Here is a 24825-nt window from a genome sequence, read left to right as displayed (position 1 = left end):
TTATTACCAATGTTAAAACAGACACCTTACATATTATATTCCGACGGACAGGGAAACATCTTTGAAGATACCAGTATGATTGTTACTGGTAGAAGTGGTTGGGATGCTTACCCTATTGAACCGGAAGAATGGATAGAATTACCTGACGGCGGAAACCTGTATGAGTTGCCTGGCAGAAGAGGCATTGGTATCAATGCTGAAACCGGAGATATGGAATTATGTGATAAAGGCTGGGCAGTAGCAGCATTCGTGCCACCTGCGCATACCGGTTTTTATCTGGCAGCATACGAAACATTGCCGGATGCTCCTACCCTTCCACTTTTCTGTTACACAGCAGTTGGCTGGTTAGATGGTAAATTTTATGTACCAGCTACCAGAATTGAATCAGATATTCGTCAGGAATGTGCTGGTTTTGATGCCAAAAAAGTAAAGCAAGGTGTTAAAACGTTGTTGCAGGCCTATCCTCACAACAGATTAGTGCAACACCTGGCAGAAAATTGTGCCTTAACTTACGAATGCCCGGCCGCCAGAAATTACTTCATGGGAAGATGGGAATGCCCAATTCCTTCCTCCCCTGCATGTAATGCCAACTGTGTAGGCTGTATTTCCTTTCAGCCGGAAGAAGAAACGATTGTATCTACACAGGATCGTTTGCGTTTCAAACCTACCGCTGCGGAAATCGTGGAGTATACAGTGCCGCACCTCGAAACAGCTCCTTATCCGATCGTAAGTTTTGGTCAGGGTTGTGAAGGTGAACCACTGCTGATGTGGGAAACTATCCGCGAATCTATTATTGAAATACGTAAGCATACTCCAAAAGGTAGTATCAATATCAATACCAACGGAAGTAAACCCGATGCTGTAAAATTCCTATGCGAAGCAGGTTTGAACAGTATTCGAGTGAGTATGAACTCTGCCCAGGAGAAATATTACACTCCATACTACCGCCCGAATAACTATAAGTTCGAAGATATAGTAGAGAGTCTGAAAGTAGTTAAATCGTTTGGCGGCTGGACTTCCATCAACTACTTCGTATTTCCGGGAATGACCGATAGTATTGAAGAATACGAAGCTTTGAGAAAACTGATCAGAGATACAGATCTGGATATGATCCAATGGCGTAATTTCAATATTGATCCTGATTGGTACCTCGGTCGTATGGGTATTACAGAAACCGGCGAATGTATGGGCATTAAGCAATTAATGGAACTCATACAGGAAGAGTTTCCGAACCTGAAGTTTGGATACTTTAATCCGCCGATGGAACGTATTACCGGCGATTATTCTAAAGATTTTGCCCATTAGTGTATACGAATAAAAAAAGGAAAGCGTCTCTACTGAGTAGAGACGCTTTCCTTTTTTTATAGAAATATTTATCGCTGCATAGCAGCATCTTCTTCATATCTGTATTGTCGCGCGTAATTGGTGGGCGACATTCCGGTTACCTTTCTGAAAACCCTGTTAAATGTAATTGGGTTATTATAGCCGGTAGCGTAAGCAACAGCAGCTATACTATCAAAATTGCCATTAATTATTTTCTTGCAGGCAGCATTGATACGAACTTCATTTAGGAATTCGAGATAGGTTTTACGGGTATGCTTCTTGAAATACTTACAGAAAGCATAAGTAGTAAGATGAGCTACAGAAGCTATTTTACCAAGTGTGATGTTTTCTCCGTAATGTTCAAGTGTATATTGGTAAATATCATTCATTCTAAGACCTTCGGACTCGCTGTAGGAATGACGGGAGAAGCCGGTAGACAGAGATTTCCAATCCTTCACCTGTTTAGAAAAATACAGTAACATGCTTATGAAAGCCAGCAATCTTTCAGGACCGGTAAGCAGGGCAATTCTTTGGATTTCTTCGCCCATTTTTTCGGCATGTGCCTGAGGGAGTTGCAAGCTGTTGGTTGTCAGCAATAAAAACTTCCTTACAACTTCCATTTCCGGTAGATTGAACAATCCTTTCAGGGCTTGCTCGTGATCGAAAAAGATATGGATTGCATGGATGTTTTTTTCCTGGAGATTTTCGAAGTATTTGGCATCTCCTTTAAACATATGAGGCTGATTGGCACCGATTACATAGATATCGCCCGCTTTAAATGGTTGGGTATAGTTACCTGCGATTAATGTGCCTTCGCCTTTGATAATCAGTGTTACCTGTGCTTCCTTATGTCTATGCAGGTAGTTATAGAAATAAGGTAGAATGTCTTCCTGCACTACTACCGCACCCTCTTCTGCAACAGGAACAGTAAATTGTACTACTTTCATTTACCAATATTACTACTTTTATATCAAAAATCGCTATCAGTTTGCAATTATTGATAATCGTTTAACAATTTTTGTATGTTACTGCTGCGCTTGCCACTTTTTTCTGTAGCCAGAGGAAACCGGTTCCGGCTACTAAACAGGTGGCAGCCGTAATCAGCCACCAATAGGTAAATCCTAAATGTTCTACAACAAAAGCACCCGCAGTAGGAGAAGCAATATTTGCCACAGAGTAGGCAATGGTAAATAAAGCCGCATACTGTCCTCTGTTATGATCTTTACTTCTGGCTATCCAGAAGCTATTCATAAATGGCAGGCAAAACATCTCTCCAAACGTAATTACAAACATGAATGCGATAGTGAGCAGATGAAAATAGGGTGATAAATTAATCAGTAAATAAGCCATAGAAACGAACATTGTTCCGCGGGCAACATAGTAGAGATTAGGCTTTTTGCCTTCCAGCCTGTATACCATTACCATTTCTACAACCGCAATCAGAATACCATTGAACGACATATTCAATCCTATCAGCCACTCTTTCATATGCAGCACATTCTTGAAATAAAGAGGAATAATGCTGGAAAACTGGAACAGACAAATGGAAGTAATCATCGTAAAAAAGATGAACCATAAGTAGATAGTATCTTTTGCCACCCCATCTGACTTCACTTTTTCCTTTTTCTCAGGCGTTTTCTTTGGAGCAGCTATAGGAGGTAAAAAGATCCTCATAATTATAGCAGCAAGAATACAGGTGAATCCATCAGCAAAAAATAAAAACTGGTAACTGATACTTGCCAGAATCCCTCCTATGGCCGGGCCAACAGACCAACCCAGATTTACAGCCAAACGATTCAGAGAATACGAACGGGTTCTGTTTTCTATAGAGCTATAAGTAGCAATTGCAATGCTGTTTGCAGGCCGGAATGCATCGGCAACAGAGGCCTGTATAAAAGCCAGCATACAGATATGCGTAAAAGTATGTAGCCGGCTCAATAAAAAGAAGAATAATCCGTTTAAGAAGAGGCTCCAGAACTGTACATGATAAAAGCCGATTTTATCCGACAGCCAGCCGCCAAGCATCGCGCCAACAATAGCGCCGGCACCATAACAGGCCATTACCAATCCTGCTTCTGCAATTGTAAAATGAAGTTGTTGTGTGAGATAAACCGTTAAAAACGGTATAACCATTGTGCCACTACGATTTATTAATAATACCACTGAAAGTAACCAGATAGCGGGGGACAAACCAGTGTAAGCGTTTTGATAAAGGCGAATTGCCTGCTGAATTAATCTCATAAAAAGGGATGAATTGAAAGTAGCATAGTTTTTGTAAAGTTTTGCAATCCATCTTTTTGAAAGATAGCTATTTTTTATATTCAAAATATTAACTTTGGCCTCAACTGGCTCTCAATATGGCTTATATGGAGGAAAACAACGGTAAAAAAAATATTCAGGCAGCAGGTGTTACCATTGCCGTACATGCTTTGCTGTTAATAGCATTAGTATTTGCCAGTTTTTCTGCTCCTCCGCCTCCTCCTAACCAGGATCTGGGCATGGAAGTGAATTTGGGAACTTCCGATGAAGGGATGGGAAATGAACAACCACTGAACCCTAACCCTCCCAGTTCTGCCGCCTCAGAACCTGCTCCTGCCGAAAGCGTTCCTGAAGTTGCAAAAACAGTAAGCGAACCTCCGCAAGATATTGTTACTCAGGATGAAGAAGAGGCTCCGGAAGTAAAAAAGCCGGAAAAACCAGTAGAGAAGCCAAAAGAATTACCTAAGAAAATCGTTGAGCCTAAGCCAACTAAACAACCTACTAAAAAAGTAACTGAAGCGCCTCCTCAACCTGCTCCTCCGGCTCCGAAGCCTAAGGCAGTTTTCGCAGGAGGAACTACCACCAATGCTCATAGTGGAAATGGTGCCAATGGTTCCAATAGCTCTACCGGTGAAGGAAATACCGGCAAACCAGGAGACCGCGGGCAACTAAACGGCAATCCTAACGCCAGCGGATATACCGGAGGTGGTGGATTAGGTGGTGGACGTTCCGACTTCCACCTCAATGGCAGAAGCCTTATCGGTCGCCCACAGGTGACTTATGATGGTACTGAAACCGGGTATGTTGCAATTAACATTAAAGTTGATCAGCAGGGTAATGTTACTTCAGCCACTTTTAGCATGAAAGGAAGCACTATTAGTAATCCACAATTGATTGAAATTGCCAGGAAAGCAGCAAGAAGCGGGCAATTGAAGTACAATGCCAATCCAGATGCGCCGGAAGAGCAATTCGGCACCATCCGTTTTTATTTTAAAGCAGAATAATAATACTCAGCAATAGCAAACAGGCTTTTTAACTAGGAGGAACAGGATATGTGCCACCTGTGCTAATGCAATATAGATCCTACATCCTTACTATCTATGAATTTGAGCATGATCAAGTGCAGATTACGTGTGCATTATCGAGAAACCTGTTTTTTACTGCCAACAATGACCAATCTTAACCGTATCTTTTTTAGCACCGTAGCTGCTATGCTACTGGCCAATATTGCGTTGGCACAAAGCTTCACAGGCTATAATACCAGCAACTATGCCGGCATCTATGGCGTCATTTCCAACCCCGCCACCGCCGCAGGTTATCGTTATAAATGGGATCTTAATATAATGGGCGCCGACATCAATGCCGGTAATACTTATATCAGCGTTCCGAAATCGGTACTGTTCAATATGCCCGATACTCTCCGACTCAACAGAGATTACTTTTTGGATCAGGGAGCCAATAGAAAACAAAACGGATGGGAAATGGCTGAAATCGTGCTCCCTTCAGTATTATACAGTATTGATGACAAACAATCAGTTTCCTTTCTATGGAGGATGCGCAGCAGCAGCAATGGCGGTAATGTTTCCACCCCAATTGCAAATTTCTTTGGCGTAAATTTTCCGAATCCATCCTTTACCGGCACCAGCTTAACTATTCCTCAAACCGGTGTTTCCTCTCACATATGGCATGAATTAGGATTCAGCTACGCCAGAGTAATCAAACAAGGTTTTACCAGCAGATTGAAAGGTGGTATCACCTTAAAACTGCTCAGCGGAGTAGCTGCAGGATACGCCACAGTTAAAGATGTCAACTTTGCGCTCAATAATAGCAGAGATGCTGCGATTACCAGTGGCACACTCTATTATGGCTATAACACCGAACTGGATCATTGGCAGAAATCACCAATCAATAATCTGCAACTCTTTCAGAATAATGGAATTGGAGCCGATATTGGTTTCATTTATGAATATCGGCCCGACAATGGCGGATTTGGTACCTATGAAAGCTCCGATGCCGACGAATATAAATTTCGTATAGGCATTTCAGTTAATGACATCGGAAGAATTAAATATCAAAAAGGTGCAAACAATGCAACACTACAGCTGACAAAAGACCATGTAGTGCCATCCGACATTACTTACAGAAAAAATGAAAGCCTGCAACAGTATGCACGCCGACTCAACAACTACTTTACACCAGTACCGTCGGATACTACTTTCAATATGACTTTACCTGCATCCTTGAATTTAATGGGAGATTATAATATTGATGACCGGTTTTTTATTGGAGTTAATGCAATAGTTGCCCTAAATGCAGGTAAACGTGATATTACCAAAACCCATGCGCTTACGCAACTCAACATTACTCCCCGTTATGAAACAAGTCTTTTTGGGGCCTACCTGCCTCTTACGATCAACCATAACGGACAGGCAGATATAGGTGGTGCTGTGCGGATCGGCCCATTGATTATAGGAGCCGCATCACTTTTCACCAACTTATTTGAAAGACGCATCGATCATGGCGCAGCTTTCGTAGCTTTGCGACTGAACTCTAATATGTTCGACCGGGGCGACTCTAACGGTGGGGGTATTTTCAAAATGCGTAAACGTCAGTTGGGGTGCCCGGTGAATAATTACTAAGCATTGTAATTTTCCCATATGGCGTCTTACAAAGAAACGATTGATTATCTCTTTGCACAATTGCCCATGTTTACCAAAGTTGGAGCAAGTGCCTATAAAACTGATCTGCATAATACCATAGCGCTGTTAGACCAATTGCAACAGCCACATAAAAGTTTTAAATCCATTCATATTGCCGGCACCAATGGTAAAGGTTCTACCAGCCACATGCTGGCAGCAATTTTTCAACAGGCAGGCTACAAAACCGGTTTATATACCTCGCCCCACCTGATAGATTTTCGGGAAAGAATCAGAGTAAATGGAGAAATGGTGTCGGAAGAATTTGTAACAAGCTTTACTGAAAATCTGAAACCAGCTATTGCTGAAATAGCACCTTCTTTCTTTGAACTGACCGTAGCTATGGCTTTCAGTTATTTCCAGCAACAACAGGTAGATATAGCCATTATTGAAGTAGGTTTAGGGGGAAGATTGGATAGTACAAACGTTATCACTCCTGAGCTATCTGTAATCACTAATATCAGCTATGACCATAAACAAATATTAGGAGACACCTTGCCACAGATTGCAAGTGAGAAAGCGGGAATCATTAAACCCAATATACCTGTTGTAATTAGTGAAACACAATCTGAAGTAGCTGAAGTATTTATCAATAAAGCAAAAGAAAATAACTCCCCTATTGTTTTTGCAGATCAGGAATGGATGGAAGCTCAAAGCACCATCAATAAAGCGCATTTAGATGTGCAAATACTGGATACTGCCGAACAACAGATGAGAACCCTGAAGCTGGACCTTAGCGGACAATACCAGGAAAAGAACCTGATGGGTGTATTATCGGCCGTTAAACAGTTACAGCAGCAGGGATGGCATATCAGCTGGCAACACGTAATTACTGCCCTGTCGCATGTGAAAAAGTTAACCGGCTTAAGAGGCCGCTGGGATGTTGTAGACCTCCATCCTTTAACTGTTTTGGATGTTGGCCATAATGAAGCCGGTATATCAGAAATAATGGAACAACTGAGGCATGTCAACTATCAGCAGTTACATATCGTAGTAGGTTTCGTAAAAGACAAGGAAGTAGATAAAGTATTACCACTATTTCCGACCACTGCACATTATTATTTCTGCAAGGCACAATTACCAAGGGCGCTCGATGAGGTGGCATTGGCTGAAATGGGAGCAGCGAATGGGTTAAATGGCCATGCCTATCCTTCGGTACAGGCAGCCTTACACGCAGCAAAACAACATGCGCAGAAAGACGACATGATATTGGTATGCGGTAGTTTTTTTATAGTAGCTGAAGTAATGTAAGAACTTAAAGCATCTTCATTTTCTTTAAATGCAATAGCGCATAAAAAATACAGGTAACATGAAGGCTTTGCTCTAATTTATTTTCAAGTACCAATTGTTGCAATTCATCCAACGAAATCAATTCTATCTCAATTTCTTCATTATGGTCCAGCTTCTGGTCTGTGACTTTTACACCACCGGTAGCCAGGAACAAGTGAGTATAATTATTACTGGATGCGGGATTAGGAGCTATTTTCCCTAAGGAAACCCAGTCCTTAAACTCGTATCCGGTTTCTTCCAGCATTTCTCTTTGCATGGCAAACAGGGGGCTCGGGTCCGATTCATCCATAGTACCGCCTGGAATTTCCAATAAAGTTTTACCAATACCTTGTCGATATTGCCTGATCATAATTACCATTCCATCTTCTCTGATAGCCACGCCATTCACCCAATCTCTGTATTCAAGCACATAATACGGGGTAATCACTTTTCCGCCAGGAGTCTGACAAGTATCAATTCTGGCTGTTAACCAATCGTCTTTAAATAAATACTCCGAAGAAAGGAGTTTCCAGTCCATATTACTCATATCCTGCAATTTGGGAGGTATTACCAGCCCATTCTTTCCTTTAGTTTTAAAATATGTTCGAGATGATGACGGCCATGCCATGAATAATTAGCGGCATGGGTCTTCAGATTTTGTGTAGTACCATTGGCGGGGTGACGGAATGTTTTATTCCAATCAGCAGCTGTGAGGCTTTCAAAGGTATTGACCCATCGCTTATGCAGGGCATATAATAGCGTGATAGAAACATTCACCGGAGTAACCGTAACTTCCGGCAATTCTGCCCAAAGTTGTTCTTCATACGGTTTGATGTCAGGATTCTCTTCAGTTAATGCCAGTTTCATCCTAATATAGGCATTCATATGGCTGTCGGGCAGGTGATGTACTACCTGGGCAACGGTCCACCCTCCCGGTCTGTAAGGTGTTTGCAACTGAAATTCATCCAGGTTTTGAACCGCCAGTTCAATAAGCTGAGGGAGATAGTGTATATCATCGATATACTTTTTAAGCTGGGCATCAGAGATCTCAGTTGGAGGATCAAATTTGCCGATAGGGTATTGTAATGCTTCCATAGCAAGATTTTATTCTTCCCTTAGGTCTTTTCCTGTCAGGTGAATAAACACATCTTCCAGATTCGCTTTCTTCACTTCTTTTCTTCTTTCAAAACCTGAAGAAACTAGTTTATCGATTAATGCATCCGGCGAATCGATAGCGATAATGAGGCCGCTATCAACAATTGCACATCTATCGCACAGGAATTCTGCCTCATCCATGTAATGGGTAGTAATAACTACTGTAGTACCCTGATTACGGACATCCTGGATAAGATCCCAAAGATTGCGACGGGCCTGAGGGTCGAGACCGGTAGTAGGTTCATCCAGGAAAATGATCTGAGGTTTGTTTATAAGTGTGGTAGCAATGGAAAAGCGTTGCTTCTGTCCACCTGATAATTCTTTGTATTGTGCTTTGGCTTTATCTTCCAGGTTAAACATGCCCAATAATTCCATTGGTTTAACCGGTTGATTATACAAGCCTCCAAACATTTCTATCAGTTCCAGCAAATTAAGGCCAGGGTAATATCCTGAACTTTGAAGCTGTACACCTATAAGCTTTTTGATATCATTCGGGGATTTGTCAAGATCATAGCCACCTACCGTTACTTTACCCGAGGTTTTATCTCTCAGTGTTTCGATGATTTCGAGAGTTGTAGATTTTCCGGCGCCATTAGGGCCTAATAATCCAAAAATCTCACCTTCGTACACTTCAAAGCTAATTCCTTTGACAGCGGTAAAATCTCCATACTTCTTAACCAGATTATCTACCTCTATGATCTTTTTCTTTTCCATGGGGCCAAGTTACGGAGTTTCACGCAAAGACGCAAAGAAGCAAAGAGGCAAAGGAATTTATTAAGAAATATAAGGATGAAAGCGAATATTTTAGATTAAATTCCTTTGCCTCTTTGCTTCTTTGCGTCTCTGCGAGAAAACAGCGAGCCTGCGAGCTACTGTTTAATAAATACCTGAGTGAAGAAGGTAATACGACCTTTGTCGGCAGCTCCTATTCCAATAAGTGTATAGTCGCCCAGCATATTTTTGCGGTGGCCAGGGCTTTTGATCCATCCGTTCACAACAGATTCGGCATCCAGAGTGCCATAGGCAACATTCTCTGCTGCTCCGGCTACTCTACCCATTTTCTTGGAGATAACGGCAACTCTGTCCTCAAAACCTTCGTGGCCGAAACCTGTACTTCCATTGGCCATGTCTTTACTGTGATTGCGGGCCTGCTGACTAATGGTTGCATCTAACTGCAATGGTTTAAGCCCTTTGGATTGACGGAACCTGTTAGTATAAAAAAGGATCTGTTCTTCGAGGCTTCCTCTTCCGGCAGTGCTGCTATCCCGAGCTACTGTGCTTCTCGAACAGGCACTAGCCTGAAATACTGCGAACAAAGCAACAAATAATACAAAGATCCTCCGGTTCTTCAAAATCAACATAGAATACAACTGGTTAATAATTAAAAATAAAGAATGATTAAAAAGATAATTGATATAAAGACTTATAAAATTGAGCCAGGTTTATCAAGTGTTATACCAAATTTTTATAAAAACGAAAAAGACGTAGCTCTATTGAGTAGAGACTACGTCTTTTTTTTATGCTAACGACTTTATTTTGTTATTCGTTTACAATATGCTGCCAGGTATCCATCATCTTTTTTGATCCGATGAAAATTGGAATTCTTTGATGCAACTGGGCAGGTTTAAGTTCGAGCAAGCGTTGTTTTCCATTTGCCATAGCTACTCCTCCTGCTTTCTCCATGATGAAAGACATAGGATTGCATTCATAGCAAAGTCTTAAGCGCCCGGACAGATATTTTCCGAAGGCAGGGTACATGAAAATACCACCCTGGATGAGTGTTCTGTGTATTTCTGCTACCATGCATCCAACAAAGCGATGACGATATATTCTGTCGTTCTCGTTTCTGGCCATGAAATGGTCTATAGACCTACGAATCTTTGCTTCATAGAGGTGATAATAACCAACATTTACAGAGAAGATATCACTTTCTACCGGGCATTTCAGGTTAGGATGTGATAAACAGAATTCACCAATGGAAGGGTCGAGCGTAAATCCTTGTACACTTCTTCTGGTTGCATAAACCATCATGGTAGAAGAACCATATATAATATAGCCAGCTGCAATTTGCTGAGTACCAGGCTGAAGGAAGTCTTCCAGTTCGCAAGGCGAACCTTCGGGTGAAAGACGACGGTATACAGAGAAAATAGTTCCTATAGAAACATTTACATCGATATTGCTGGAACCATCTAACGGGTCGAGCAGTACCACGTATTTAGATTTCATGGAATGCTCATCTGTAAAAGGGATGAAGTTTTCGTTCTCTTCTGAGGCTACCCCACAGCAATAAATACTGGTTTCCAATGAGTTAATAAACTGCTCATTTGCAAATTCATCCAGTTTCTTAACCGACTCACCTTGTACGTTTGTACGTCCTGCTTCTCCCAGGATATCGGCAATCCCCGCTTTATTAACCTCCACATTCACTCGTTTCGCTGCCAGCCCTATATCACGCAGTAAACCAGATAACTGACCGGTGGCACCGGGATAATTACGCAACTCCTGGATAGTAAATTCATCCAGTGTCATTACTTTTTGCTTAAGATTCATAACGTTAGCTTGTGAGGCAAAATTAAGTCAATTGCCATTATTTTAATGAAACTGTCATTTATGTGTAAAGAGATTTTAAAACAATTCTAAACTTGCCGTACTTTGCCAAATAATTTTTTAAAAAGAGATAAACTATCATATGAAGGTTTTCAAGTTTGGTGGTGCAAGTTTAGAAAGTATTGAACGTATTCGGCAAGTAGGCCAGATTGTACAGTCTTTTCCTGACGAAAAGCTCCTGATTGTCATTTCTGCAATGGCTAAAACCACTAATGAGCTGGAAAAAGTAGCCGAAAGTTTTTATTTAAGAAAACGGGAAATTGCTGCCCAGCTGCTGTTTAATATAGAACAAAATCACCTTCGGGTAGCAGAAGGACTGCTCGAAACACGCGAACATCCGCTTTTCCAGCAATTACAACAGTTCTTTACAGAAGCTGAATGGACTTTGGGCGAAAAGCCAATGCGCACTTATGATTATTATTACGACCAATTGGTTGGGCTTGGTGAGTTATTGAGTACAGCTATTGTAAGTGCCTACTTTAATACAATAGGACTTACCAATCAGTGGCTGGATGTAAGGGATATTTTCAGAACTGATGATAACTTCAGGGATGCCAATATAGATTGGGCATATACCCAAAAACAGGTAACTGAAAAGGTAGCCCCTCTTTTTAACAGTGCCAATATCATAATAGCGCAGGGCTTCATTGGTAGTACCGATCAAAATGAAAGCGTCACCCTGGGCAGGGAAGGAAGCGACTACTCTGCTGCCGTATTTGCCAATATGTTGGATGCTGAGAGCCAGACTATCTGGAAAGATGTGGAAGGCCTTAAAAATGCCGACCCCAAACTTTTCCCAAATACTGTAAATATTCCGGAAATCAGTTATGCAGAAGTAATTGAAATGGCGTATTATGGAGCTCAGGTAATTCACCCTAAAACCATTAAGCCTCTGCAAAACAAGCAGATTCCGCTGTATGTGAAATGCTTTTTGGATAAAAACCTTCCTGGAACTGTAATTAAAGAAGAAGCCGATACCAAAACGCTTCCACCTATTATTGTACTAAAGAAAAACCAGGTATTGCTTACCGTTACATCTAAGGATTACTCCTTCATTACAGAAGATAAGATTAGCGATATCTACGAAATATTCCATGGTCTGAAGGTTAAAATTAACCTGATGCAAAATGGAGCCATCAATTTCTCCTGCTGTATCGATAATAATCCGGAAAAGATAGAGCTCCTGATTAAAACGCTGCACCAGCAATTTAAGATTGCTTACAATGAAGGGTTGGAACTCCTGACAGTACGCTATTACCAGCCGGCTATGCTGGAAGAAGTGAGTAATGGCCATAAGGTACTGCTTGAACAACGCTCTGCTGCAACAATTCAGCGCCTCTGGAAAAAATAAAATTATCCAGTACTCATATTTTTTTATTTCGCTGTGCAACTTTTTTTATACCCGTACGTCTTTAGAAAAAACGTGGTATGAAAAAAGTTGCTATAGTTTTATGTCTAAGTAGTTTGCTCGCCCTTTTTCTGGTGTGTGCAAGCTTCATGACAGAACGGAACCCTGTTTCGGCTTGCAACCCTGATAAACTGCCTATATATCTAATCGGACCTGGATCTTTCCAGGATACTCCTTCTGCTCCCTCAAATGAATGTAGTAATGTGACTGAACGAGAATCAGTTCGTTTTGGCTTACTTCAAACGGTAGTAAAAAGCGCAGTGGAATTATATTTTAAAACCCAAAGGTTGAATTAAGGCACCCATTCATTTTATATCAGTTTTTTTATTGGTTTTATTGTTTTTGAGAAAAAATTTTAACTAGGAATACTAGTATGAAAAAGATCGTCGTATCCCTTAGCATTGCTATGTTCTGCGCTATAAGCGCAGTTGCACAACAAAATCCGACTGGAAAAATTACACTTAAAATCCAGGATGCAGAAGGCAAACCCCTGCCCTTCACTACCATCATGCTCAAATCGGTGAAAGACTCTGTATTAGTAAAAGGAGAGTTGACCACCGAAGCAGGTGACTGCCAGTTTGAGAAAATTAAAGATGGACACTATTTCATTCAGGCGTCACAAGTTGGTTATACAACGTTGTTTGTACCTGCATTTAAGATAGATGCTACCCATAAAACTATTGAAGTAGGCACTTTAAAACTCTCAAATTCCGGCAAAAACTTACAAGCAGTTAACATTACTGCTGTAAAACCATACATCGAAACTTCTGCCGGTAAAACAGTTTTAAATATAGAGAACAGTGTTACAGCAGCAGGTAACACTGCTTTAGATCTCTTACGCAGGGCCCCAGGTGTACAGGTTGATAATAATGAAAATGTGATGCTCAAAGGTCAGAGTGTAACAGTGATGATAGACGGTAAATTAACTTACCTGAGTGGTGAGCAATTATCTAACCTTCTTAAAACAATGCCTGGTGAAAGTATTGCCAATATTGAGATTATCACCAGTCCATCAGCGAAATACGAAGCAGCTGGAAATGGTGGGATCATCAATATAAAAACAAAAAAAGGAAAGATGACTGGTATAAATGGCAATATCAGTACCACCCTTACTCAGTCTGTTTATGGCCGTTATGGTGTATCGGGAAATTTCAACTGGAGAACAGAGAAATTTAACCTCTTCGGAAATCTGGACCAGGGCGATAATCCAAGACTGGTTACCAGAAAGTATGATAGAGTAGTTAAAGATTCAGATGGTGGCGAGACTAGCCTTTTTCAGGATATTTTTCAACGTAATCGTTTTAAAAACAACTATCTGAAATTAGGAATGGATTATTTCCTTAATGATAAAAATACCATTGGAGTTTTAGCAAGTGGATATAAAAATAGTTTTAGTAGTGATTTATACAGTCAAACCTACCTGGGTCGCCCCGGTAAAGCCACTGATTCGACATTAAATTCACTTACCAGTAATAGGAACAAATTCGATAACATCACAGTTAACCTCAATTACAAAGGCGTAATTGATTCTGCCGGAGGTAGAGAAATTAGTTTTGATGCAGATTATGCACAGTTTAATAGTCAACGTACTTTGAATCTAACTGATAGCATGTATGATAATCACTCTGGATTCAATAGTAGTCCGAACAGCATTCGCAATCTGAATAATAACCAGGTTATCATAAAAAGCCTAAAAACGGACCTTAGCTGGCCATTGAACAAGAATACCAAGCTGGAAGCGGGATTGAAAGCAAGCTTTGTAACTACTACCAACAGAATGTTGTTTGATTCTCTGTATCATGGAGCCTTTGTAACTATTCCCAGATTGAGTGATCAATTTGAATATGAAGAAAATATCTATGCAGCATATGGTAGTTATAAGCAGCAGATCAACAAAACCAATGTACAATTAGGACTTAGAGTAGAAAACACCTCTTCTACCGGTCATTCATTTTCAACAAATTCTACAGTTTCACGGTCATATACCGACTTCTTCCCGAATATTGCAATTGAACAGGCTTTAAACCCAAAAGATAAACTTACCCTGGTTTTATCGAGAAGAATTGAGCGTCCGGGTTATGGTCAGCTAAATCCTTTTATGTTCTACCTGGATAAATATACATATGGTAAGGGTAATCCATATCTGAGGCCTCAGTACAGTAATATCGCGGAGTTTGCATATACTTTCAGAGAGAAGTATATAGCTACCCTCAGATATACACGGACCACTGATATGATGGAAGAATTTATTTATTTTGATGAAGTCAATAAAGCCTCGATCAGTACGCAAAGGAACTATGATAATGTTGATGTAGGTAGCCTGTTGTTTACGCTTCCATTTGAAGTGACAAAATGGTGGACGAGTACTAATAATATAGATGCTTCCTACAACAGATACAGATTTGAGGATCTAAATAAGGTAGCATTTACAACAACCAGTGTGAACTATTATATAAACAGCACCAATACAATTACGCTGCCCAAGGACATGAAAATGGAGGTAATGGCATACTATAACTCTCCATTTGTATATAGCATATTCAGGGGATACAGCCAGTATAATCTAAACCTGGGTATCCAGAAACAGTTTCTTAATAAGAATGCCACAGTAAAAGTCAGCGTAAACAATATCCTTCGTAATGAAAGCTACCGAGGAGCTGCCGAGTATGGTAATGTACGCCTGGGAATCTTTAATACATGGCAGTTCAGAACCGTTAATCTTTATTTTGCATACCGCTTTGGTAGCAATAGCATTAAAGCAGCAAGAGAAAGAAAAACTGGTACAAGTGATGAACAAAAGAGAGCTGGATGATAAATCGTTCCTTATTTCCTTAACATAGCACAATACCGGTCAGAGCATGATGACCGGTATTTTTTTTAGGTATGGGTGCCTTTAATGTAACCCTCCAGACTGGTAATAATATGGCGCTGATCATCGATAATATATTTTACTACATCACCGATAGAAATTAACCCGATAAGTCTGTTTTTGTCGTCAATTACAGGTAAATGGCGTATGTGCTTGTCCGTCATTAGTTGCATACAGGACTCGATAGAATCATCTTCTGACACGGTGAAAGGATGTCCGGTCATAATTTCTTTAATCAGTGTTTCCTTAGAGGTACGTCCTTTTAGCATAACGCGGCGAGCATAGTCACGCTCTGAAAAGATACCCAGTACATTGTTTTGGTCGTCTACTACTGTTAATGCGCCGATGTTGTGATCTACTAATTGCTGAAGTGCTTCAAATACCGTGTTGTCTGGTTTGATAGAGTAAACTGCATGGCCCTTCACCTGCAGGATGTTACGAACTTTTCCCATTGCAAGGCATTTAAGAGAGTAAATAAATGAAAAACCACCATTCTGAAGATAAGCATTTTTGCTTGTAAATGCAATAGTACTTGTAAAATCCTCATTAGATTGGTAAATTACCTCATTGTTAAACAACCCGTAATCCTCACAACTTTAAGTAAATCAAATGAAAAGAATTATCCCTATTCTTGCTGCAGCATGCATATTGCCAACTTTTGTTCAGGCACAGATTGTAAGTTATGATAAGGTTGGAATTGGTATCAATCCACCGACCATTCCCTTGCAAATTGTACCACCAACCAGCACCACCTATAACCAGGTTAATACCTTTCCTTTCACTTTAACATTTGGAACAGGCAAAATTGGACTGGGAGTAGATAGCAACAATGCCTATATTCAAACTTTCAACTCTAAACCATTAAACATTAACCTGGATGGCAACAATACCCTTTTGAATGCAAATGGAATAGGATGGGTTGGTTTAGGAACCAGCAAACCTTATTTTCCCTTGCATGTAGTGACTAATACAGGAGTAACAGGCATCGGTATTACAAGTACAGCAGCTCTAAACGACGTAAATGGTGCATTTATCCGACTTTATAATGCTGGTTTTCCTACTGCCGCCGATCAAAGATTTGGGGGGATATTATTTGGAGCAAACCCTTCGGGATATGATTATAGAACTGCCGCTTATATTGAAGCTCGCAGCAGCGGAGCCTGGACAGAAAATTCATCCTACCCGACTTATTTAAGAATTATGACAGTTGCTAAAGGGAAGGTTGGTGTGGAAGAACGTTTACGTATCAACGAAGAAGGTAATATTGCCATACCAATAGGTAGTCATCTGGGAACTGTTCTGGCAACCCGTTTTCCTTATGATGGTAAATTTCAACCACATTATGGTTTACAATGGGCTTTTGATAGCTGGACAGGCACAGGCCCTACCCTTTTGGCATCCGGATATGGCGGCATAAAACTATTTACTAATGGGGCTTCCAGATTGTCTATAAACTATGATGGAAATGTTGGAATAGGTACAGACGATACTAAAGGCTACAAATTTGCCGTAAATGGGGATGCGATTTTTACAAAAATAAAAATAAAAGCAGCTGGAGCCTGGCCGGATTATGTATTTGCTGATGATTACAAGCTACCCGAATTAACCACTGTCAAAACATTCATCAAAGAAAACAAACATCTACCTGGTATGCCTAGTGCTAAAGAGATAAAAGAGAATGATATTGATTTAGGAGAAATGAACCGAAAACTACTGGAGAAAGTTGAAGAGCTTACCCTTTATCTGCTGAAAGTAACAGAGGAAAATGCACAGATGAAAAAGGATCTTGAAGTACTGAAGGCGAAGGTGATGTAAGGGAATACAATGTATTACTTGAGCCGATTAATTTGATTAATCGGCTCAAAATTTGGCAAATCTTGAGCCGATTAGCGTTAGTAAATTTGGCTCCAAATAATTAAATTATTTACAATAAATATATTATATATTATAAATTAATTTATTAAATAGAAATCCGCAATTTTCCTTTAACATGCCCATATTCACTTGCTCTAATATCATTATTGTACATCAACTTATATTCTTTCTCCTTCTCAATTAATTTATACCACATAATAGCAGGAAAATTTTTATTAGAATGGATTTCCAACCTAATAATAAATTTCTCTGGGGGATCCCTTCTTCTATTAATAAAGAGGCTTAATTCAGTAGGATCAACATCTACCTCTTCAGCGAACTCTTTATTCTTTTTTTCTAAACAGGAAATATATTCTTTAAGGAAATAACCAAAATGCTTTTCCTTATCATATTTATCCGACCTAATCACCTCTTCAATTTGAAACTTAAGTTGCAGTAATTGAGAAATTAAGCGGTCTTTTGGTGTTCGTTTTGATTCCCATTCTTTTCTGTATTGACTAACCAACTCTAACCTGCTTTCATTCTCATTTTCAGGTCCAGGAAATACAATAGAAGAAGCAAGATCTTCAGGTTTATACTTAGACAATTTATCAGTCTTCTTTTGCGATTTCATACTCTTATTATTCATTCAAAAATTGTTTAATTAGCCTATATGCTAACTTCTCATTTACAATCATAATCCCTGTCTTGTTTGGTCCAAAAGGAGGAATATATTCTAATCCATAATTTTGGCTATAATGTTTAATCAAACTGGTTTTGGGAATTAGAAAGAGGAAGCCATTATGCTCACGTATAAATGACATTCTACATGCAAATGCAATGAGACAACCAGTTATAAAATCGTATTTTTTTGACTTTCCAATATTATCATTTCTAACCTCCAGTAATTTAATTTCAATTGCATCGATATTGGGATTTAGGTGGTCCACAATATGCATTAAACCTAAAATTGCCTTGCTATCCTTTAATCTCAATTTGTAAACTTCTTTCCCCTTGTATTCTTTCCAGACAAATACTTTGAATTGAGAATCCTTTTCACTTAGAAATTCAAAGTCTTTTTCTTCTATTTCAACAACTTCAACTTCAATAAGATTACCGGTTTGTACCTCATTAACAAACATTCAAAAATCATTTCTTCGAATTTAAATAAAATTGACAAATTTTGAAAATAATTTTCAAAATTTGTCAATTTTATTTAATAAAACATTGATAATTAATTATTTAAAAATAATAAATGCATCCTGGTACGGATGCATTTATTATTGTGATTGATATTTCTTTTATAATTCCCTCGCCGAAGTCACTTCCTTCACCACCAGCTGATGCTGATCAAAAATCATTATCTCATTTTCACCTTTTTTCAACCACGGCGCCGGACAATACAACCTTTTCTGCGGCCCAATTTGCCAGTAACGGCCCAGGTTGTGGCCATTCACCCAAACCATTCCCTTCTCATAACCCGACATATCTATGTAAGTATCTCCAGGTTTCTCGATATTGAATGTTGCTTTAAAAAACTGACCTGGTTTAGTTGTATGGTTGGAAGATGGAGTCAGTGTTTTCACAAAGTCATCGTTCAATGGCAGAGAAAATACTTCCCAATCCATTAAGGTCATTCCGTTAAGTACCACCCTATCTGTAATACCTTTCCGATCTATCATTGCATCCGCAAAGTTGATGCGCCCCATACCTTCTACCAATATTTCAAGCACCGGATCTTTTACATTGCTGACCGGTATGTCTATAGATGTTTCTCCTAACCTACGATCCAGTTTTCCGATATAGTTACCATTCAGAAATACAGTTGCATAATCATGCAGGTCTTTGATTCTAAGTTTGCCGTTTTTATGTCCTATTAATTTGGTCTTATAGAGCATAAAACCATAGTCCTGGCCAAAAGCCTCAAACGGCTTAGGCTGCGGTGTTTTAATTGCAGTGGGAAGATGATCCCAGATAGAGGTATAATTAGTTGGTGTAACGGCTGGAATTGTAATCGTAGGAATAGCAGCCGGAATAGCAGGTAGCTTTTTGCCTTTAGGCAAATAGCTGGCCATTAATTGTCGTAATGCCATATACTTTGGAGTAGCAACGCCCTGCTCACTTATAGGTGCATCGTAATCATAACTTGTTACATCCGGCTCATATCCTTTACCTCCTGAATTGGCCCCGGCAGTAAATCCAAAGTTTGTACCTCCATGAATCACATATAGATTAAAAGATCGTTTGGTGTCCATCAAAAATTTCACTTCCTTAGTGATGCCGTCGATGCCTGTCCGTTGCCATTGTTCGCCCCAGTGTGTAAGCCAACCAGGATAGGTTTCACTGCTAAAGGAAGGAACATTTGGGTTTTGTTTACGGGCTGCTGCAAAATCTTCTTCAGAGCTACCAGAATCCAGTCCTATTGCCGCGCCGTCTACTCCCCCTGCTTCAAGCATATAAGCAGTAGCCCCATCTGATGTATAGAACGGAACATTAATTCCATTATTAACCCATAAGTCTTTCAGGGTATTTAAGTACGTTTTATCGTTTCCGTAACTACCGTATTCATTCTCTATCTGCACCATTACAATAGGGCCTCCATTGGTCACCAGAAGCGGTTTTACTTCAGCAGCCAATTTTCCGACATACTGTTTTACTGCCTCCATATAACGTGGATCCATGCACCGAACTTTAATATCGGGGATCTCAAGCAGGTATGGTGGTAAGCCACCAAATTCCCATTCTGCACAGACATAAGGCCCAGGGCGCAACAGCACCCACATTCCTTCTTCCTGGGCTATACGAATAAATTCAGCGATGTTGTGGTTGCCGTTTGTAAAATCAAATTCCCCTTTTACCGGTTCATGATAATTCCAGAATACATAAGCCGCGATGGTATTACAACCCATTGCTTTCGCCATCTGAATACGATGGCGCCAGTATTCATGCGGAATTCTTGCAGGATGCATTTCCCCGCTGACCATCTGAAACGGCTTATTATCTAATAGGAAGTCTGTTTTCGATAAGACAAAAGAATGGCGTTGTTGTGCGTTTACAGGGAGCGCTAACCAGCACGACAGTGCAAATGCACTGTAAAAGAGCAGTTTTTTCATTGTTCAACTATTATCGTGCGCACAATTTACGCGCATATTTCGAAAAATACGCTTACGGTTTACGTGTATTCCGTACCGTAAGCGTATTCATATTTTTAGATATTTCCTTTCTTAAGCTCACTAACAGCATGATCACATGCTCTTGCTGTTAAAGCCATATAAGTAATAGATGGGTTTACACATGAAGAAGAAGTCATGCAGGCACCATCCGTCACGAATACATTTTTAGCAGCATGCACCTGGTTAAAACCATTGAGTACTGAAGTTTTAGGATCGCGGCCCATGCGTGCAGTTCCCATTTCATGGATACAATGACCCGGAGGTGGCGCTTCATCATAACCACCAACATTTTTCAGTCCTGCCGCTTCCAGCATTTCCATGGCACTGGCCTTCATATCTTTTCTCATCGCCTTTTCATTGGCTTTGAACTCGCAATCTATATCCAAGGTAGGAAGTCCGTACTTATCTTTTTTGTCTTTGTTGAGTGCTACTTTATTCTCGAAATATGGCAAGTGTTCACCCCAGGAACCTATACCCATACCCCATTTGCCAGGTTCGGTCTGAGATTCTTTCAGTTGCACACCAATACCTTCCCAACTGGTACCTCTGCCACGACCGGCACCACCCTGATAGCCAAATCCGCGTACATAGTCGGCCTGTTTCGTTTTTTCGTTCACATTTCGGAAGCGAGGAATATAAATACCGTTAGGTCTTCTTCCACTGCTGTAGTATTGATCTTCGAATCCATCATATTCGCCCCAGGCACCCACACCAAAGTGGTGATCCATCAGGTTATGACCCAGTTGTCCACTATCATTACCAAATCCGTTAGGGAAGCGGTCTGATACTGAGTTGAGCATAATCCAGCTGGTACCTAAAGTAGAAGCATTGAGGAAAATGATGTTGGCATAATACTCTACAGTTTGGAGGGTATGCGAATCCATTACTCTCACGCCGGTAGCCTTACTTTTATCTTTATCGTATAATACTTCCAAAACGATAGAATCTGGGCGGAGGGTGAGATTTCCGGTTTTAGCGGCCGCTGGTAATGTAACACCATTACTACTGAAGTAACCTGTAAAAGGGCATCCTCTGGCGCAAAGGTTACGATATTGACAAGGTCCTCTGTCGTTATGTTTCTGAGTAACGTGGGCTACCCGACCAATGGTGATGATACGATCGGTGAAATGTTCCTTTACTCTGGCTGCTACGTGCTTTTCAAGGCAATTCATTTCCATTGCAGGCATAAATACACCATCAGGTAATTGTGGTAATCCTTCTGCCTGACCACTTACACCAATGTATTTTTCAACATATTCGTACCAGGGAGCAATGTCTTTATATCTGATAGGCCAATCAACACCATGGCCATCAATTGCGTTGGCATTAAAATCGAGATCACTCCATCTGTATACCTGTCTGCCCCACATTAATGAGCGGCCGCCTACATGATAGCCACGTAACCAGTTGAAGGGTTTGACTTCATTATATGGATTCTCGAGATCATTCACCCAAAACTGTTGAGTACCTTCATCGAAAGCATAGCAACGGCTTTGAATGGGGTGATCTTCTCTCATTTTATTAGTATGCTGCAAATGGTGGCCAAACTCCCAGGGAGCTTTGGTTGCAGTAGTATAGTCTTTGATATGCTCCACATTCCGGCCTCTTTCCAAAACCAGGGTTTTAAGCCCTTTTTCACAAAGTTCTTTGGCGGCCCAACCACCACTGATACCAGAACCTACAACGATTGCGTCGTATGTATTTTCCTTTTCAGCTTTAATGTTCAGATTCATACAAGTGATATTTATATTGGCATTAAGTGGAGTAATATGAAAGATCGAAGCAAGTATGATATTTTCCTGCTTCGATCTTTCTTAATCATGTTACTATCGTTATCAGATATTTCCTTTCTTCAGTTCCTTTACGGCATAATCAACAGCTCTTGCTGTGAGCGCCATATAAGTAAGTGAAGGATTCACGCAGGAAGCGGAAGTCATGCTAGCCCCATCCGTAACAAATACGTTTTTCACTGCATGCATCTGATTAAAACCGTTCAGTATGGAAGTTTTAGGATCGCGGCCCATACGAGCGGTTCCCATTTCGTGAATAGCCATACCAGGGTATGAACCGTTATCGTATGTTTTCACATTCTTCATACCAGCAGCTTCCAGCATTTCGGCGGCATCATTCATCATATCAACACGCATCTTTTTCTCGTTCTCTCTGAATTCTGCATCGAACTTCAGCACTGGCTGGCCCCATGCATCCTTAACTGAAGTATCGAGTGTTACCATGTTGTTTTCATATGGCAAACATTCTCCAAATCCGCCAAGGCCTACCGACCATTTACCAGGTTCTTCGATCATATCCTTAAAGTCTTTACCTACACCCATTTCAGCAATACCGCGGCTCCAACCCTGACGGCTGGCACCACCCTGATAACCGAAACCACGGATATAGTCGCGTTTATCATTTCCGATATTGCGGTAACGAGGCACATAAATACCATTAGCGCGACGACCGAAATAATATTTATCATCATATCCTTCAGCGGTTCCGGAAGCACCGGTACGGAAGTGGTGATCCATCAGGTATTTACCCAATACACCACTATCGTTACCCAAGCCATTAGGGAAGCGGGAAGAAATAGAGTTGAGCATTACGAAGGTAGAACCTAGGGTAGAACCATTTATAAAGATGATTTTAGCATAATATTCTACTTCCTGCTTGGTATGTTTATCAATTACTTTTACACCGGTAGCTTTACCTTGTTTCTCGTCATAAATCACAGAATTTACGATAGAATCAGGGCGAAGAGTAAGATTACCTGTTGCCATTGCAGCAGGGAGGGTAGAAGACTGAGTACTGAAATAAGCACCAAAAGGACAACCACGGCTGCAGAGGTTGCGATACTGGCATTTTTCGCGGCCTGGCAATTTCTCGGTGATATTGGCCACCCGACCCATGGTGATGATACGGCCTTTGAACTTAGATTCTACATTCTTTTTCAGGTCTTTTTCCACGCAGTTCATTTCCATTGCCGGCATAAACTGGCCATCAGGTAATTGAGGAAGACCTTCTTTTGTACCACTGATCCCGGCAAATTTCTCAACATAATCGTACCATGGAGCAATATCCTTGTATCTGATAGGCCAGTCAACCGCAATACCATCTTTCAGGTTTGCCGTGAAATCGATATCGCTAAGTCGATATGATTGGCGGCCCCACATGATAGATTTACCACCAACGATATCCGGGCGGTACCAATCGAAACGTTTTACTTCGTTATATGGACTTTGAGAATCGTTGATCCAATATTTTTCGTTGTGTTCACTATATGGGTAATCGCGGCTTAATTTAGGGTGGGTTTCACGTTGATCTACGGTAATTCTGCCGCGGTGAGGAAATTCCCAAGGGTTTTTGGTAGCGGTATCGTAGTCTTTCACATGCTCCAGTTGTTTACCTCTGTCGAGCATTAGCACTTTCAATCCTTTTTCGGTAAGCTCTTTAGCAGCCCAGCCACCACTAACACCAGAACCTATAACGATAGCGTCATAAGTATTCTGTTCCTGTGCTTTTAAATTCAGGTTCATAACGATGATTTAAAAATAAAAATAGAAGTTGGCATCCATAGGGATGTATTACATGGCCCAGGCTTTTTCACCTTTGGTGTATGGAATACAACCTTCGTATTTTCCAGGGATAGCTACATAACGCAATGCTTTGGTAGCACCCGGTTCTGAGGTGAAGTAACCCAGGAGGGTTAACTCTTTCAGATACTGGAAGTAGTGAGTAGGGTCACCTTCTTTTTTATCCTTACGTTTGTTATAATCGACGCGCGTTTGTTCAATCTTTGTTAAAAGTTGGGTGCGTTGTTCAGGTGTAATGTCCATGAACCCGGCTTTAAATTCTTTACGGCTGGCATCGTCAATCTTCTTCAGGCCATCAAGGAAATTTTGCTGATCCTCTTTTTTGTAGCAATCGTTCATCATTACGATGATAAACTCTTCTACTTTGGCATCTTTAGCGCCGGGAGTATTTGTTTTCGGCAAAATGGTTTCCGCTATTTCTGCCAGCAATGCCTTGGTTTCTGGCTTATGTAAGTCGTAATTCTTTGGAGCGGAACCAGTACAGCTTTCTAAAGCTGATAACGTGGAAGCGGAAATGGCAGTACCTAATAAAATGGCCACATTCCGTATGGCTTCTCTTCTCTGCATAGATAGTTAATTGATTTGACCTTAAAACAAGGTAAGAAAAAAAATTTCTGAAAAC

General features: G+C 40.6%; 21 protein-coding genes. 7 read left to right on the top strand and 14 right to left on the bottom strand.

The features are described 5' to 3' along the window. Positions 1 to 9 precede the first annotated feature (9 nt). Entirely contained in the window at positions 10 to 1305 is a 1296-nt protein-coding gene (locus tag DVR12_RS01385) for a radical SAM protein (protein WP_116973661.1), read from the top strand. 68 nt (positions 1306 to 1373) lie between these two features. On the opposite strand, the gene DVR12_RS01380 is transcribed toward DVR12_RS01385, so the two are convergent. Continuing rightward, positions 1374 to 2270 carry an AraC family transcriptional regulator gene (locus tag DVR12_RS01380; RefSeq protein ID WP_116973660.1) on the bottom strand — a complete coding sequence of 299 codons (897 nt, stop codon included), beginning with the start codon at positions 2268 to 2270 and terminating at the stop codon, positions 1374 to 1376. A 61-nt stretch (positions 2271 to 2331) separates the two neighbouring features. Then, positions 2332 to 3564 carry an MFS transporter gene (locus DVR12_RS01375; protein WP_116973659.1) on the bottom strand — a complete coding sequence of 411 codons (1233 nt, stop codon included), beginning with the start codon at positions 3562 to 3564 and terminating at the stop codon, positions 2332 to 2334. Between the two features lie 125 nt (positions 3565 to 3689). Between DVR12_RS01375 and DVR12_RS01370 the strand changes: the two genes are divergently transcribed. The 3 genes from DVR12_RS01370 (at position 3690) to DVR12_RS01360 (ending at position 7529) form a co-directional block, all read left to right on the top strand. After that, positions 3690 to 4586: a hypothetical protein gene (locus DVR12_RS01370; RefSeq protein ID WP_158563177.1), complete on the top strand. Its 897-nt coding sequence runs from the start codon at positions 3690 to 3692 to the stop codon at positions 4584 to 4586. Between the two features lie 165 nt (positions 4587 to 4751). Continuing rightward, entirely contained in the window at positions 4752 to 6221 is a 1470-nt protein-coding gene (locus DVR12_RS01365) for a DUF5723 family protein (RefSeq protein WP_116973657.1), read from the top strand. An 18-nt stretch (positions 6222 to 6239) separates the two neighbouring features. Further along, positions 6240 to 7529, top strand: a complete 1290-nt coding sequence (locus DVR12_RS01360) for a bifunctional folylpolyglutamate synthase/dihydrofolate synthase (protein WP_233522110.1) — start codon at positions 6240 to 6242, stop codon at positions 7527 to 7529. Positions 7530 to 7533: 4 nt separating this feature from the next. On the opposite strand, the gene DVR12_RS01355 is transcribed toward DVR12_RS01360, so the two are convergent. The 5 genes from DVR12_RS01355 to fbp all read right to left on the bottom strand — a co-directional run bounded on the left by DVR12_RS01355 (position 7534) and on the right by fbp (position 11252). After that, on the bottom strand, positions 7534 to 8094 hold the full coding sequence (locus DVR12_RS01355; RefSeq protein WP_116973656.1) for an NUDIX hydrolase: 561 nt from the start codon (positions 8092 to 8094) through the stop codon (positions 7534 to 7536). A 20-nt stretch (positions 8095 to 8114) separates the two neighbouring features. Further along, positions 8115 to 8642, bottom strand: coding sequence for a YfiT family bacillithiol transferase (locus DVR12_RS01350; RefSeq protein WP_116973655.1), 528 nt, complete (start codon positions 8640 to 8642; stop codon positions 8115 to 8117). A 9-nt stretch (positions 8643 to 8651) separates the two neighbouring features. Then, the gene (locus DVR12_RS01345) at positions 8652 to 9416 is read right to left on the bottom strand and encodes an ABC transporter ATP-binding protein (RefSeq protein ID WP_116973654.1); all 765 of its coding nucleotides are present in this window, start codon (positions 9414 to 9416) and stop codon (positions 8652 to 8654) included. 155 nt (positions 9417 to 9571) lie between these two features. Then, positions 9572 to 10063, bottom strand: coding sequence for a CAP domain-containing protein (locus DVR12_RS01340; protein WP_116973653.1), 492 nt, complete (start codon positions 10061 to 10063; stop codon positions 9572 to 9574). A 178-nt stretch (positions 10064 to 10241) separates the two neighbouring features. Further along, a complete protein-coding gene (fbp, locus tag DVR12_RS01335) occupies positions 10242 to 11252 on the bottom strand; it encodes a class 1 fructose-bisphosphatase (RefSeq protein WP_116973652.1) in 1011 nt (336 codons plus the stop codon). Positions 11253 to 11391: 139 nt separating this feature from the next. On the opposite strand from fbp, the gene DVR12_RS01330 reads away from it, so the two are divergent. Beyond that, positions 11392 to 12660: an aspartate kinase gene (locus DVR12_RS01330; protein WP_116973651.1), complete on the top strand. Its 1269-nt coding sequence runs from the start codon at positions 11392 to 11394 to the stop codon at positions 12658 to 12660. Positions 12661 to 13090: 430 nt separating this feature from the next. After that, on the top strand, positions 13091 to 15529 hold the full coding sequence (locus DVR12_RS01325) for an outer membrane beta-barrel protein (RefSeq protein WP_116973650.1): 2439 nt from the start codon (positions 13091 to 13093) through the stop codon (positions 15527 to 15529). A gap of 65 nt (positions 15530 to 15594) precedes the next feature. Here the strand turns inward: DVR12_RS01325 and DVR12_RS01320 are convergent, their stop codons facing one another. Next, on the bottom strand, positions 15595 to 16038 hold the full coding sequence (locus DVR12_RS01320; protein ID WP_116974221.1) for a CBS domain-containing protein: 444 nt from the start codon (positions 16036 to 16038) through the stop codon (positions 15595 to 15597). 157 nt (positions 16039 to 16195) lie between these two features. Between DVR12_RS01320 and DVR12_RS01315 the strand changes: the two genes are divergently transcribed. Then, positions 16196 to 17401 (top strand): hypothetical protein, encoded by a 1206-nt coding sequence (locus DVR12_RS01315; RefSeq protein ID WP_116973649.1) that lies wholly within the window; start codon positions 16196 to 16198, stop codon positions 17399 to 17401. 145 nt (positions 17402 to 17546) lie between these two features. On the opposite strand, the gene DVR12_RS01310 is transcribed toward DVR12_RS01315, so the two are convergent. The 6 genes from DVR12_RS01310 to DVR12_RS01285 form a co-directional block, all read right to left on the bottom strand. Next, entirely contained in the window at positions 17547 to 18074 is a 528-nt protein-coding gene (locus DVR12_RS01310) for a hypothetical protein (RefSeq protein ID WP_158563176.1), read from the bottom strand. Positions 18075 to 18081: 7 nt separating this feature from the next. After that, entirely contained in the window at positions 18082 to 18582 is a 501-nt protein-coding gene (locus tag DVR12_RS01305) for a hypothetical protein (protein WP_116973647.1), read from the bottom strand. 159 nt (positions 18583 to 18741) lie between these two features. Continuing rightward, positions 18742 to 20553 (bottom strand): glycoside hydrolase family 35 protein, encoded by a 1812-nt coding sequence (locus DVR12_RS01300; RefSeq protein ID WP_116973646.1) that lies wholly within the window; start codon positions 20551 to 20553, stop codon positions 18742 to 18744. A 95-nt stretch (positions 20554 to 20648) separates the two neighbouring features. Continuing rightward, positions 20649 to 22346, bottom strand: coding sequence for a GMC oxidoreductase (locus DVR12_RS01295; RefSeq protein ID WP_116973645.1), 1698 nt, complete (start codon positions 22344 to 22346; stop codon positions 20649 to 20651). A 102-nt stretch (positions 22347 to 22448) separates the two neighbouring features. Then, complete coding sequence (locus tag DVR12_RS01290) at positions 22449 to 24146, bottom strand: GMC oxidoreductase (protein ID WP_116973644.1); 1698 nt, start codon at positions 24144 to 24146, stop codon at positions 22449 to 22451. A 48-nt stretch (positions 24147 to 24194) separates the two neighbouring features. Beyond that, positions 24195 to 24770 (bottom strand): gluconate 2-dehydrogenase subunit 3 family protein, encoded by a 576-nt coding sequence (locus DVR12_RS01285; protein ID WP_116973643.1) that lies wholly within the window; start codon positions 24768 to 24770, stop codon positions 24195 to 24197. Between the last annotated feature and the right edge of the window lie 55 nt (positions 24771 to 24825).

Source organism: Chitinophaga silvatica, assembly GCF_003419895.1.
In the GTDB taxonomy this organism is placed as follows: Bacteria; Bacteroidota; Bacteroidia; order Chitinophagales; family Chitinophagaceae; genus Chitinophaga; species Chitinophaga silvatica.
This window is presented reverse-complemented; position numbering and strand designations above follow the sequence as displayed.